This window comes from Clostridium sp. AF35-15, from assembly GCF_003477745.1.
Lineage (GTDB): Bacteria > Bacillota > Clostridia > Lachnospirales > Lachnospiraceae > Otoolea > Otoolea fessa.
Genome location: NZ_QUDY01000007.1, coordinates 121,775 through 134,883 on the forward strand (window position 1 = coordinate 121,775; position 13,109 = coordinate 134,883).

A 13,109-nucleotide genomic window follows, 5' to 3' on the forward strand; every position below is an offset into this window, starting at 1 on the left:
TGGAAAAAGATAAGTAATTGACTGGCAAATTCCAATTTGACGGAGTAATATATATGAAAATCCGAGAAGTGAATGAGAATAAAAAGCAGTTTATATCATTATTGTTATTAGCTGATGAACAGGAGAGCATGGTTGATCGCTATCTTGAAAAAGGAACTATGTATGTGCTTGAAGACAATGATGTAAAAGCTGAATGTGTTGTCACCGATGAAGGTAACGAAATACTTGAAATCAAGAATATCGCAGTCGATCCGGAAAATCAGGGAAAGGGCTATGGCAAAGCACTAATTGATTTTCTTGCCAGTAAATATGCAGATGAATATTCTGTTTTGCAAGTTGGAACAGGTGACAGTCCATTGACGATACCATTTTATGAAAAATGTGGGTTTGTTCGTTCTCACAAGATTCCCAATTTCTTTACTGACAATTATGACCACCCAATTTATGAGGGCGGTGTACAACTAATAGATATGGTATATTTGCAAAGACATATATAACTTCAAGCTTTTCGAATGTATGTTTGCGCCTGAGGAATTGGAGAGTGGATAATGAAAAAACCACCTTTGTACACTTTTTTAAAATGTGGATAACTTCTTAAAAACCACCTTTATACATTCTTGTAAAATTGGGAAAAAGCTCAAAAAACCACCTTTATACAGTTCTATGAAATGTGAATAATCACCAAAAATAACTTTTATTATTAAAAGACCACCTTTGTACAGTTTCTTAGATAAAAGATAAAGGAATCCAGAAAAACCACCTTTGTACAGTAAAAAACCACCTTTGTACATCTTTCGTACAAGATAGGTAATTGGCTTAAAAACCACCTTTGTACACTAAAAAATTACCATCTTGCAAAATGCCTGATTTACCTAAAGAACTTGCTCGCACGGGATATGCACATATCGCATTTAGTGTAGGAAGTAAAGAAAAGGTTGATGCCTTGACCGTAGAGTTGAAAACTGCTGGTTATGAAGTAATCAGTGGTCCCCGGACAACAGGAGATGGCTATTACGAAAGCTGTATTGTTGCAATTGAAGGGAATCAAATTGAGGTTACAGTTTGAACCCGACAATTTCAAGTTCGAAAAATTGAGAAATCGTAAAATTGAAGAAAAAAGGAATGCACAGTTCTTAGCATATCGGGAACTGTGCATTTCTGTAAATAAATACTTTTAATTAGCCGATTACGGCATCTTCTGCTGTAAAATGTTCCAGAGAATTTTCTTTTACCTGAATGCAGATATAAGTAATTCCGGAAATATCGGATGCAAAAAACTGACGCTTTGCAGCAGGTGCGATTTTTAGCCAGTCTCCAGTTGAAAGGCTAATTTCTTCTCCATCAATTATGGCTTTGCCGTTACCTGAAAGAATTCCATAGATTTCTTCATTTTCTTTATGAGAATGAACAAATGGGACATTTGCTCCTGCAGGTAGTTCGTTTAAACTGATTTCTGCACCTGTTAAAGACAACTTTTCATGTAGCTCAATTCGGTTTTCCTTTCCAATAGTTGTTTTTGTGTAATTTGCCATAATAATACCTCCATAGTTAATTTGTAGTTTCTGGTTGCTTGGTATTAGTATAGTGTGAGACACATACAAAAACAAGTACGCACCTTTTTGTAACTGTACACTCAAAAATGAATGTGTTACAATAGACTCGGAGGTGAGAATTATGCGAGCAAAAGAAGAATTACCGGAATGCCCAGTTGCAACAGCAGTATCTCTTATCGGAGGAAAATGGAAACTGCTGATTTTGCGTAACTTGAAAGAGCGTCCATGGAGATTCAATGAGCTACAACGAAGTATAGATGGTATTTCACAAAAGGTTTTGACAGATAGTTTAAGACAAATGATGAGTGATGGGCTGGCATATCGCCACGATTACCATGAGCAGCCACCGAGAGTTGAATACGGCTTAACTGAACTCGGAACAAAAATGCTTCCAATTGTTAATTCACTTGCTGACTTTGGTAACTACTATAAATCAATTATTGAACAGAATTAGGGACGTTAGTATTTGAAAAGATCGAACAATTCCAGTTTGTATAACAGGAATTTATCAGAAAATGAGGAATAGTTGAAATGGAGGCGCTATAATAACATGAAGATTGAAGGGAACCAGAAAGAACTGGATGCAATGGTAGAATTTCATAAGGGAAACCGTGTCGAGGGACTGAGACTGCAAGAAGAATTTGCAGCGGAATTTCGTAAGGAGTATAAAGACAAAGATCACTGTCCTTGCCTGAAAGCCTGTCGTTATCACGGAAACTGTAAGGAATGTGTAGCAATCCACAGAGCGCATCAGGAACATGTTCCTAATTGTATGCGACCATTGATTAATAAAAAATTGAAATTGATGTCAGAATTAACAGAGCATACCTTGGCAAATGAAATAGAAGCTCCACATGAGATTTTAAGAAAATAGGCAAGTCAAATTCCCGTTTATTGGGAAGTCGCAGAGAACGAAAAATCGGAAGTTTACAGCGAGGTGAAAGAGGTTGAATTATGTAGAATATGGAAAAGAAAACAAATATGATGATAATATATTTTTTCAAAAATACAGTCAAATGAGTCGCTCACAGCAGGGACTAGCCGGTGCAGGAGAATGGGAAACATTGAGAAAGCTGCTGCCGGATTTTAAAGATAAGCGTGTGCTTGATTTAGGATGCGGCTATGGATGGCACTGTATTTATGCGATGGAACACGGAGCGTCTTCTGTTGTGGGTGTTGATATTTCTCATAAAATGCTCGAGGTAGCCAAAGAAAAAACACATTTTCCACAGGTTGAATATAAATGCTGTGCTATAGAAGATGTGGAATTCCCAGAGGAGAGTTTTGATGTAATATTAAGTTCACTTGCGTTTCACTATGTAGCAGATTATGAGATTTTAGTAAAAAATATATATAGAATACTGAAGTCTGGTGGTAAGCTAGTTTTTACGGTTGAACATCCTGTTTTTACTGCCTATGGAACACAAGACTGGCATTATAACGAAAAAGGAGAAATACTGCATTTTCCGGTGGATAATTATTATTATGAGGGCAAACGGACAGCTGTCTTTTTGGGAGAAAAGGTTACAAAATATCATAGAACACTGACCACATATCTAAATACACTGCTTTCAAATGGTTTTATAATAAATCATATTGTGGAGCCGCAGCCGCCGGAATACATGATGGATATTCCGGGGATGCAGGATGAAATGCGCCGTCCCATGATGCTGATTGTATCGGCGAACAAAAAAGTGGATAGATAGAACTAAAACACCTATAAGGTATAAATGGAGGTAATTTATGTTTAAAGAAAAAATTATTATAGAGATGAAAGAAGTATTCAAAGAAATTCCTTTTGGCATAGAGCATACTCTCAAAGTTTTGAAAAATGCAGAAGATATAATGAAAGGAGAAAATATCGGAGAGGAAGAAAAAGAATTCATCAGTATTATTGCTATACTACATGATATTGGTGCGGTTGAAGCACAAAAAAAATACGGTTCTATTGATGGTGTCTATCAAGAAAAGGAAGGACCAGAAGTAGCGAAAGAAATATTAAAAAAGGTAGGCTATAACAAAAATATTGATAGAATATGCTTTATAATAGGCAACCATCATACTCCATCTAAAATTGATGGACTTGATTTTCAAATACAATGGGAAGCTGATTTGCTTGAAAATTTAACGATTATGGATAAAGAAAAAGAACAGGAAAAGATAAAAAAGTGTATAGATGAAAACTTTAAAACAAACACAGGAAAAAGGATAGCTTATAATCGCTTTATTTTAGATTAGTAGTAGATTATTACAGTTATGTATTTTATATCGCAAAGAAAAAATAGTAGTTAAGTTTAACCCTAGGGTTAAATGATGAATATGTTGAGGGCATTTTTGTTTCTGGTGAAATGCAATCGCAGGGTATAGGTAAAATTCTGCTGAATTATGCAAAGGACAAAAGGAGTAAGTTGTACTTGAACGTATACCAAAAGAATGCACGGGCAATATCTTTTTATAAGAGAGAAGGATTTGAGATTCAGCATAGTGGCTTAGATGAGGCTACCGGAGAAAAAGATTATGTAATGACATGGCAACACAAATAGAAATTCCAGTTTACCTCTATTCAAACATACAAGCTCTTGACAATAAAGCTCCTATATAGTATGATTTTATAAACTACTATATAGGAGCTTTTGCATGAAAACAAATGGCGGATTTCTTGTCACCAAAATAAAACAGCTTGGTGACCGGATTTTTGAGAAGATTCTCAGCGAAAAAAATATCGATGCGTTTAATGGAGCCCAGGGACGTATTCTTTATGTGCTGTGGCAGGAGGATGGTATCTCAATCAGGTCACTCTCGATTAAATGCGGATTAGCGATAACATCTCTTACTACGATGCTGGAAAGAATGGAAAATCAAGGGCTGATAAGCCGTGTTCAGTCTGAAACGGACAAAAGGAAAACACTCCTGTTTCTGACTGAGAAAGCACATGCCTTAAAGGGCGAGTACGATTCTGTATCTGATGAGATGGGCAGTATTTACTACAAAGGTTTTTCAGAGGAAGAAATTACCCGGTTTGAGGAATGCCTCGACCGCATCAGAAAGAATCTTGAGGAGTGGCAGAAGTCATGAGTATTTGTATCAAAGATCAGATTCAGAACATGAATATCGTCATCGGCTGCACAGTGGGGTGTACATATTGCTATGCCCGCAACAACGTGAAACGCTGGCATATGATTGATGACTTCGCTGACCCTGAATTCTTTCCGAGTAAGCTCAAGATGATGGAAAAGAAACGTCCGCAGAACTTTCTTCTTACCGGGATGAGCGATCTCTCCGGATGGAAGCCGGAATGGAGAGACGAGGTATTTGCAAAGATCCGTGAAAATCCACAGCATCAGTTCCTGTTCCTTACCAAGCGACCTGATTTGCTGGATTTTGATACCGATCTGGAAAACGCATGGTTTGGCGTTACGGTGACGAGGAAAGCAGAACTGTGGCGTATCGACGCCCTTCGGAAAAACGTCAGAGCAAAACATTACCATGTTACCTTTGAGCCGTTATTCGACGATCCCGGCACAGTTGACCTTTTCGGAATCAATTGGATCGTTGTCGGCACTATGACCGGGGCTCAGAGCAGGAAGATTCATACGGAGCCGGAATGGGCATGGTCTCTGGCGGACCAGGCACATAAGCTCGGCATTCCGGTGTTTATGAAGGAAGACCTTGTCCCTATCATAGGGAATGAAAATATGATTCAGGAAATGCCGGAAGAATTTAATAAAGTGTTAGAGGTACAGAAATCATGGAAGAAGTAATAAATGGAATCCTCATTCGTGAGGTGGAAACAAAGAACATCATGACTAAGTCTAGTCTGCCGGTAGGCGGTTACTCGGTCAATCCCTATGTGGGCTGTACACATGCCTGCAAGTATTGCTATGCTTCTTTTATGAAGCGCTTTACCGGGCACAAGGAGGAATGGGGCACTTTCCTTGATGTGAAGCATTGGCCGGAAATTAAAAATCCGAAGAAATATGCCGGGCAGCGTGTGGTCATCGGTTCTGTGACGGATGGCTACAATCCACAGGAGGAGCAATTCGGGAATACCAGAAAACTTCTGGAGCAGTTAATCGGCAGTGACGCAGATATTCTGATCTGCACAAAGTCGGATCTTGTGGTACGGGATATTGATCTGCTGAAGAAGCTTGGACGTGTAACCGTTTCATGGTCGATCAACACACTAGATGAAAATTTCAAGAACGATATGGACTCTGCTTCGAGCATTGAGCGCCGTATCTCTGCTATGAAGCAGGTATATGAAGCCGGTATCCGTACAGTCTGTTTCGTATCCCCGGTATTCCCCGGTATCACGGATTTTGAAGCAATCTTTGAGCGGGTAAAGGATCAGTGCGATCTGTTCTGGCTCGAAAATCTCAATCTTCGAGGCGGTTTCAAAAAGACAATTATGGATTATATCGCCGGAAAATATCCTGATCTTGTACCACTTTACGACGAGATCTATAACAAGCATAACCGCAGCTACTTTGAAGCACTTGAAGTAAAAGCTGAGAAAATGGCTAAGAAGTATGATTGTGCCTTTGTGGATAATGAAATGCCTTATGGAAGAGTCCCGCAGGGACATCCGGTGATCGTAGATTATTTCTATCATGAGGAAATCCGAGGGACAGAAAATACAGGAAAAAGAAATCGTTAAGCAGAAATTTGAAAAGGAGTGCTTACAGAGTGAAAGCGATTAGATTAAATATTTTCACAGATTGAGAACTTCCAGCTTGGTTATAAGATCGGATTTATCAATGATGCTGAGATATGGTTACTCATGTTAAAAAAACGCAATACCTCTGTTCATATATATAATGAGGATGAAATAGACGAGTTGATTCTGCTGATACGCGATAGCTTTATTCTGGCTTTTACGGTTCTTAAAGATACACTTGTGAAGAAGCTGGAGGAAGCAGAAAGCGATTGGATGTAAAAAAACAGTCGATAACCCTGGGAGGAGTCCACGGTGAAGGATAAAACAGTATATACATGTACATATAAATCAAAGTTAGGCGATATTCTGCTGGCGGCAGACGCGATCGGACTCACGGGTCTGTGGTTTGAGGGGCAGAAGTATTTTGCAAATACACTTCCAGACGGAGCTATTTCACAGGAATCCCTGATTTTAACCGAGGCAAAGAGATGGCTGGATATTTATTTTTCTGGCAAAGAACCGGACTTTATTCCGCCGCTGCATCCGACTGGCTCCGCATTTCGACAGGCGGTGTGGCAGATTTTATTGCAAATTCCGTATGGACAGACGACTACCTATGGGGAGATTGCAAAAAAGCTGGCGAAGATGCAGAATGCGTCCCATATGTCCGCGCAGGCGGTAGGCGGTGCAGTGGGGCATAACGAGATTTCCATTATCATCCCATGCCACCGTGTGGTGGGAACGAGTGGAAGCCTGATTGGGTATGCGGGCGGAATTGAGAAGAAGGTGGCGCTGCTTATGCTGGAACATACCGATATGAGTCGTTTCTTTGTGCCGAAGAAAGGAACGGCGCTTTAGTTATTAAGTGGAAAAATTGGAATTTTTAAAGCTGTTGCCATTTTATAAGTTGGCAGCAGCTTTTTGCCTATATATTCTTATTGACTTGTTGATATGGAAACAAGTGAGCGGTATAATACATTTGTTTCCAGAGAAACAAGAAAGGAGAATAAAATGAATTCAGAATTATTAGGTTTGTTTGCAAAGTACATGGAAAAGCAGGAAGTCCTATCGAAACTGACGGAATCAGAAGAGCTTCATGGCTATAATTATTCAGAAATACATACGATTGCTGCAATAGGAGATATGGAGTTTCCAAATGTCACAGGAATTTCACAGGCTATGCATATGACCAGAGGAGCAATCAGCAAGATCACAAGAAGACTTATGCAGAATGGAATGATTGAGTCTTATATGGCAGAAGGAAATAATCAGAAGATTTTCTTTAAACTGACTGATAAAGGACAGCAGCTATACGAAGAACATGAGAAAAGGCATAATCTGTGGCTGGAACGTGATAACGCATTTTTACAAAAGTACAGCAAAAAAGAACTGGATGAAATACAGCAGTTTATGATGGATTTTAATAATTATCTGGAAGATAAAATAGCAGAAATAGGAGGACATAACGAATGTTAATTGATATTACTTTAAAAATCACACCCAAAATGGTAACGGATGCACAGGGAAATGAAAAGAAAGCACTGGTAGGTCATCTTGGAACACATTTTGATGTTATGAACAAAGAGTTCCCTTTAGAATATACAAAGAGAAGGGCGATAGTCTTTGATGTTTCTGATGTTGGTGACAGGGATATAGATATTGATGATATCGTTATTAGTAAAGTAGAACAGAATATGTTCGTGGCATTTTATACCGGATTTATTGAAAAAGAAGGCTATGGTGGAAAAGAATATTTTACAGGGCACCCACAGCTTTCAGACAAATTGATAGATGCTCTGCTTGACAAAGGAGTATCTATCATTGGAGTAGATTGTGCAGGTGTACGACGTGGAAAAGAACATACACCAAAGGATCAGTATTGTGCGGATCAAGGCGTTTTTATCATTGAAAACCTGTGTAATCTGCAAAAAGTTATTGAATCAGGAGGGACTTGCCTTATCAATACCTATCCTATGAACTATGCTGACATGACCGGATTGCCTTGTAGGGTTGTTGCAGAGGTTTAGACAACTTCCGGTTTGATGAAATATAGAAATTATTGGAGAGGAAAAAATATGGTTGGAAGAATTTATCACGTAGGATTAACCGTTTCTGATATAGATCGCTCCATTGCTTTCTACAGAGACATTCTTGGGCTTGAATTTCAGGGCGAAATCTTTATGGAGGGCGAAGAGACAGATAAAATGTTTCGCAAGGAAAATTGTAAAGCAAGGGTTGCATATTTGAATGGTTCGAAGGCTCTTGAAGCACCACCGATTGAATTGATTCAGTTTGTAGACAGCAAAATCCATAAGGAACAATCAGACTTGTTTACGACATCTATCTCAGAAGTATGCTTTTACACGGATGACATTGATTCTGTCTACAAAACCCTTATTGAAAATCATGTGGAGTGCTTGTCTGAACCGCAGTATTTCGATTTCAGGGCAGATGGGTTTGGGGAAAGCAGAGCGTTTTATTTCAGAGACCCGGATGGAATCATTCTTGAGATGATGCAACCTTTGTAAAATAATAAACAACTTCCAGTTTATATAACAGAAAAATCAGACGGATCTTGTACTTTTGGGTAATATTAAATATAATCCCGTCTTTGACAGTGATATTTGGAAAAACACCGCAGGAAGGCTTATTCTATATAGCTTTTCCGGCGGTGTTTTTTCGTTTTACAATATAGTCTTTTTTATGAGAATCAGAACTGTGTCATACGGAATTTTCAGTTCAGAAAATGCCTACCTGTGAACAGTTACGTCATCTCTGCATATCAAGAATGAAGAATATATAAAGATTGACAATTTCAAAATCCTGTCGTATACTTCTTTCAGTCCCAAATGGGATTGAATGGGGAAGGTTATGGAATATAAAATACAAAAACTTTACGATCAGGTCAACCAGGCGATCATCCGCTGCCGTGGTGTATACTCGATGTGGGCAAAGAATAACAATGTGAGCTATAACCGGATGCTGGTGCTTTACACCATCCGCGAATTCGGATTCTGTACGCAAAAGCAGATCTGTGATTCGTATCTGCTTCCGCGGCAGACGGTGAACCATGTGATTTCAGAGATGAAAAAGGACGGGATTCTTGTAGCGGATCTGGAAAAGAGCACCGGGAAGGAAAAGGCGCTTGTTTTGACGCCGGAGGGCGAACGGTATTCGGAAAAATTATTATATTCGTTAAGCCGGATGGAAGAACGGGCGGCGAAACGTCTGGGAGAGGACAAGATCCGCAGAATGACGGAACTGTTTATGGAGTATGACCAGATTCTGGAAGAGGCACTGGAGGAGACGGACGATGAAGAGTAAGGCGGGAACGGATACAGAATTTTTCCGGACGGAGAAAATTCCGAAGATATTGCTGCAAATCGCACCTCCGGTTATGCTGGCGCAGCTGATTCAGGCGATGTATAACATTGTGGACAGTTTTTTTGTGGGAAAATATTCCGAATCGGCGCTGACGGCGCTTTCGGTCATTTATCCGTTGCAGCTCATCATCATTGCGCTGGCGGTGGGAACCGGCGTGGGCGTGAATACCTACATGGCGCGCCTGTATGCACAGAAAATGCCGGGACAGGCGGAAGAAACAGCGGGAACAGGCACGCTTCTGGCGCTTGGAACCTGGCTTATATTTGCCATTTTCTCGATCTTCTGTATGCGTCCGTATGTCCTGACAAGTGCGAATACCCCGGAAGCGATCGAGAGTGCTGTTATCTACGGACAGATCGTCTGTATCGGCAGCATCGGGGCATTTCTGGAAGGAAACTGGACGAAGGTCCATCAGTCGCGGGGCAATATGCACCGTCCGATGGTCGCCCAGACCGTGGGGGCGCTGACGAATATCGTGCTTGACCCGATCCTGATTTTCGGACTCGGTCCGGTGCCGGAGCTGGGAGTCGCGGGTGCTGCCTATGCGACTGTCTGCGGACAGGTGGCAGCTGCGGTCATCACATCGTTTGGCGGGGTTGGCAGATTGCCAGAGCGCACAAAAATGCCGCTCTATATCAAGCAGATCTACTGGTTTGGCTACGCGTCGATTATTATGCAGGCATTATTTACAGTTTATATCGTGATCTTAAATGCGATCCTTGCCGGATTTTCAGATTCGGCAGTGACGGTGCTGGGGCTTTATTATAAAATGCAGACGTTTTTCTTTATCCCGCTGATGGGCTTGCAGACGTGTATCGTTCCGGTGCTCAGCTTTAACTATGCAACCAAGAGCTATGCGAGATGCCGGGAAATTATGCGGGACAGCTATGGATTTTCCTGTGTGTTTATGCTGGTCGGTGTGATCTGCTTCGTTTTCTTTCCGGTGCAGCTGATCCAGGTTTTTTCAAAGAGCAGTGAGGTCATCGCGATCGGAAAAAATGCATTCCCTATCATCGGGGCAAGTTTTATTCCGGCGGTATTTTCACTGATGACCCCGGTCTTCTTCCAGGCGATCGGAAATGGAAAGATCAGCCTCTTTTTGTCCGTGATGCGCCAGATCTGCTGCCTGATTCCGATTTTCTGGCTGCTGTCGCTGATTGACCTGCGCTTTACCTGGTTTGCATTTCCGATCTCGGAAGTGCTGGTCGGTGTCACGGGAATCGTGCTTTATTACAAGGAAATCAAAAGAGACTTTGATAAAGGAGCAACATGAGAAAGCACGTAAAAACACAGAAAATAGTTTCGTAGAAAATTTTTAAACGCTTTTAATGAATTGAAAAGGAACCGCCTGGGTCAGCTTATCAGCTGGCATCAGGACGGTTCCTTTTTTGAAAGGAGAATGAATGTGACATAAAAAATTGAATGTATGCATTTCGTGTACGTATGAGGCATAATGCCTGTCAGACGAAATGGGTATTTCACGCTTATGCTACAAATGCGTACATCATCACATAATGGCACAGGCTTCCGCCCATGACAAACAGATGGAAAATCTCATGCGAACCGAAATTTTTATGCGTTGCATTGAAAATCGGCAGTTTTAATGCGTAGATAATGCCTCCAGCCGTATAGATGAGTCCGCCGGTCAGCAGCCAGAGAAATGCGCTTTTCGGAAGTGCCAGTACGATCTGACGGAACGCCAGCACGCAGATCCAGCCCATCGCGATGTAAACTAGCGAGGAGAACCACTTCGGGCAGTTGATCCAGAGCGCGTTGACGAGAATCCCGGCAATCGCGATACCCCAGACGAGCGCCAGAAGCCGGTAACCGGCGTTATTTCCAAGGACGATCAGGCAAACCGGTGTGTAAGTTCCGGCAATCAGGATGAAAATCATCATGTGGTCGATCTTACGCAGGATTTTATTAACGTGCTCGGAAATATTAAAGGTGTGGTAGGTCGTGCTGGCGGCATAGAGCAGAATCATGCTGACGATAAACACAGCCAACGCCGCAAGATGGCGCGAATCTGCTTCTCCAGCCGCTTTGTGAAGCAGCGGAACTGCCGCGATCACCGCGCCGATCATCGCGATAAAATGCGTCAGCGCGCTTCCGGGATCCTTTACGTGGAATTTATGATGCTTTGTCTCAGCGAGTTTTGTTGTGTCAGATGTATGTGTTTGATTGGAAATCATAGGATAACCTCCTTTGCTGTAATATTGAGAGAGTAATGTAACGGTTCAGTAGGTCTGCACATGTACTGCGCGTGACTGTGAAGGTACTGAACAGTTACAGAGTAATTATAAATGCAATATGTAGTATTTAAAACCACATAGAACGTTTTTATATACTATACATCTTTTTCGAAAAATATGCAAGAGGGGAATGGGATATGTTATAATATGAGAAATTAACGAAGCGTTTTTAACAAGTGGAAGATAAAATGGATCATAGATGATTTGAGAAGTTAAAATGCTCGGGAATTCATGGATGAAGTAGAGAGGAAATCGGTTATGTTAGATATATTATACGAAGATAAAGATATTTTAGTTGTGGTCAAACCAGCTGGAGTTGAGTCGCAGACATCGAGACGCCTGGAGCCGGATATGGTCAGCGAGATAAAAAATTATCTCCACCGGAAGGTGCAGGAGACGAAAAAGTTATCCACAGGATTATCCCCAAAAGCGTCCACAGCCCCGGTGGATCCGTATGTTGGAGTTATCCACCGACTGGACAAGCCGGTGCGCGGTGTGATGGTATATGCCAAGAACCTGAAAGCGGCAGCGCACTTAAGCCGTCAGGTACAGGAGGGAAAACTGGAGAAAATCTATCAGGCGCTCGTATGTGGAAAACCTGTGGATAATGTGGGTAAGTACGTGGATTATCTGTTGAAAGACGGGAAAACGAATACCAGCCGGATTGTGGATAAGTCGGTCGCCGGTGCGAAACGGGCAGAGCTGGAATATCAGATATTAGAAAAAAAAGAACAGGAAGACGGTACCGTGCGTTCACTGGTGGAAATCCATCTTCACACAGGACGCCACCATCAGATACGCGTACAGTTTGCCGCGCATGGGACACCGCTCATGGGAGATACCAAGTATGGCGCACCAGCGGCTGCTTCCGTGGGACGTGCCCGTCGGGAACCGCTGGCGCTGTGCGCGGTCCGTTTATCGTTCCTTCACCCGGTGACGGGAAAAAGAATGGAGTTTTCCACCAAACCGCAATTTGTTCTGTGAGCGAACTTTTCTATAAGTCAAGAAAATAAAAGATCAAGGGTGAATAGAAGGTAAGATGTGTATATTTTTATCCAGCCTGCCCATACTAGAGTGTGTACAAAGGAAGTACGAATCATAAATGGGCAAAGTCCATGGGTAAGCCCCGGAGCGACTAAAGAGGGCTTACAAAAGAGACCGCAGGAGCCGGGAGAAGCGGGAGCTGACACCGGTTTCCTGTGGTTTTTCGTTGTCATACATCCGGAAAAAAGGGCGTGTAGGTTTAAGGAAAAGACGTTTGTT

General features: G+C 41.6%; 18 protein-coding genes and 2 pseudogenes. 18 read left to right on the top strand and 2 right to left on the bottom strand.

What is annotated here, in order from left to right:
* Positions 1-53: 53 nt before the first annotated feature.
* Entirely contained in the window at positions 54-497 is a 444-nt protein-coding gene (locus DWZ76_RS09850; RefSeq protein WP_118469267.1) for a GNAT family N-acetyltransferase, read from the top strand.
* 362 nt (positions 498-859) lie between these two features.
* Positions 860-1,066 (top strand): annotated as a pseudogene (locus DWZ76_RS15320) (VOC family protein); the annotation flags it as partial.
* 112 nt (positions 1,067-1,178) lie between these two features.
* Here DWZ76_RS15320 and DWZ76_RS09865 read toward each other — a convergent pair.
* On the bottom strand, positions 1,179-1,532 hold the full coding sequence (locus DWZ76_RS09865) for a cupin domain-containing protein (protein ID WP_004614173.1): 354 nt from the start codon (positions 1,530-1,532) through the stop codon (positions 1,179-1,181).
* Positions 1,533-1,674: 142 nt separating this feature from the next.
* On the opposite strand from DWZ76_RS09865, the gene DWZ76_RS09870 reads away from it, so the two are divergent.
* The 15 genes and pseudogenes from DWZ76_RS09870 to DWZ76_RS09940 all read left to right on the top strand — a co-directional run bounded on the left by DWZ76_RS09870 (position 1,675) and on the right by DWZ76_RS09940 (position 10,867).
* Positions 1,675-2,007: a helix-turn-helix domain-containing protein gene (locus tag DWZ76_RS09870; RefSeq protein WP_008373705.1), complete on the top strand. Its 333-nt coding sequence runs from the start codon at positions 1,675-1,677 to the stop codon at positions 2,005-2,007.
* Between the two features lie 96 nt (positions 2,008-2,103).
* Entirely contained in the window at positions 2,104-2,427 is a 324-nt protein-coding gene (locus tag DWZ76_RS09875) for a hypothetical protein (protein WP_004613237.1), read from the top strand.
* A 142-nt stretch (positions 2,428-2,569) separates the two neighbouring features.
* Complete coding sequence (locus tag DWZ76_RS09880; RefSeq protein WP_118472569.1) at positions 2,570-3,259, top strand: class I SAM-dependent methyltransferase; 690 nt, start codon at positions 2,570-2,572, stop codon at positions 3,257-3,259.
* Between the two features lie 37 nt (positions 3,260-3,296).
* Positions 3,297-3,791 (top strand): HD domain-containing protein, encoded by a 495-nt coding sequence (locus DWZ76_RS09885; RefSeq protein ID WP_118472551.1) that lies wholly within the window; start codon positions 3,297-3,299, stop codon positions 3,789-3,791.
* Positions 3,792-3,853: 62 nt separating this feature from the next.
* Positions 3,854-4,096, top strand: a pseudogene (locus tag DWZ76_RS09890) (GNAT family N-acetyltransferase); the annotation flags it as partial.
* Positions 4,097-4,190: 94 nt separating this feature from the next.
* Complete coding sequence (locus tag DWZ76_RS09895; protein ID WP_117796695.1) at positions 4,191-4,628, top strand: radical SAM mobile pair system MarR family transcriptional regulator; 438 nt, start codon at positions 4,191-4,193, stop codon at positions 4,626-4,628.
* Positions 4,625-5,314, top strand: a complete 690-nt coding sequence (locus DWZ76_RS09900) for a radical SAM mobile pair protein A (protein WP_118469502.1) — start codon at positions 4,625-4,627, stop codon at positions 5,312-5,314. Before DWZ76_RS09895 ends, DWZ76_RS09900 begins: the two co-directional genes overlap by 4 nt.
* Positions 5,302-6,210: a radical SAM mobile pair protein B gene (locus DWZ76_RS09905; RefSeq protein ID WP_118472552.1), complete on the top strand. Its 909-nt coding sequence runs from the start codon at positions 5,302-5,304 to the stop codon at positions 6,208-6,210. Before DWZ76_RS09900 ends, DWZ76_RS09905 begins: the two co-directional genes overlap by 13 nt.
* Before the next feature lie 60 nt (positions 6,211-6,270).
* Positions 6,271-6,489, top strand: coding sequence for a nucleotidyltransferase substrate binding protein (locus DWZ76_RS09910; RefSeq protein ID WP_227589764.1), 219 nt, complete (start codon positions 6,271-6,273; stop codon positions 6,487-6,489).
* A 33-nt stretch (positions 6,490-6,522) separates the two neighbouring features.
* Entirely contained in the window at positions 6,523-7,068 is a 546-nt protein-coding gene (locus DWZ76_RS09915; protein ID WP_118469501.1) for a methylated-DNA--[protein]-cysteine S-methyltransferase, read from the top strand.
* A gap of 153 nt (positions 7,069-7,221) precedes the next feature.
* Complete coding sequence (locus tag DWZ76_RS09920; RefSeq protein WP_118469500.1) at positions 7,222-7,686, top strand: MarR family transcriptional regulator; 465 nt, start codon at positions 7,222-7,224, stop codon at positions 7,684-7,686.
* On the top strand, positions 7,680-8,237 hold the full coding sequence (locus tag DWZ76_RS09925) for a cyclase family protein (RefSeq protein ID WP_118472553.1): 558 nt from the start codon (positions 7,680-7,682) through the stop codon (positions 8,235-8,237). Before DWZ76_RS09920 ends, DWZ76_RS09925 begins: the two co-directional genes overlap by 7 nt.
* A gap of 48 nt (positions 8,238-8,285) precedes the next feature.
* Positions 8,286-8,738, top strand: coding sequence for a VOC family protein (locus tag DWZ76_RS09930; protein WP_118469498.1), 453 nt, complete (start codon positions 8,286-8,288; stop codon positions 8,736-8,738).
* 343 nt (positions 8,739-9,081) lie between these two features.
* Positions 9,082-9,534: a MarR family winged helix-turn-helix transcriptional regulator gene (locus DWZ76_RS09935; RefSeq protein ID WP_107001883.1), complete on the top strand. Its 453-nt coding sequence runs from the start codon at positions 9,082-9,084 to the stop codon at positions 9,532-9,534.
* Complete coding sequence (locus tag DWZ76_RS09940; RefSeq protein ID WP_118472554.1) at positions 9,524-10,867, top strand: MATE family efflux transporter; 1,344 nt, start codon at positions 9,524-9,526, stop codon at positions 10,865-10,867. Before DWZ76_RS09935 ends, DWZ76_RS09940 begins: the two co-directional genes overlap by 11 nt.
* Positions 10,868-11,078: 211 nt before the next feature.
* Here DWZ76_RS09940 and DWZ76_RS09945 read toward each other — a convergent pair whose 3' ends face one another.
* The gene (locus tag DWZ76_RS09945) at positions 11,079-11,786 is read right to left on the bottom strand and encodes a hemolysin III family protein (protein WP_118469496.1); all 708 of its coding nucleotides are present in this window, start codon (positions 11,784-11,786) and stop codon (positions 11,079-11,081) included.
* 318 nt (positions 11,787-12,104) lie between these two features.
* Here DWZ76_RS09945 and DWZ76_RS09950 point away from each other — a divergent pair, with 318 nt between their 5' ends.
* On the top strand, positions 12,105-12,830 hold the full coding sequence (locus DWZ76_RS09950; RefSeq protein ID WP_118469495.1) for an RluA family pseudouridine synthase: 726 nt from the start codon (positions 12,105-12,107) through the stop codon (positions 12,828-12,830).
* Positions 12,831-13,109 lie beyond the last annotated feature (279 nt).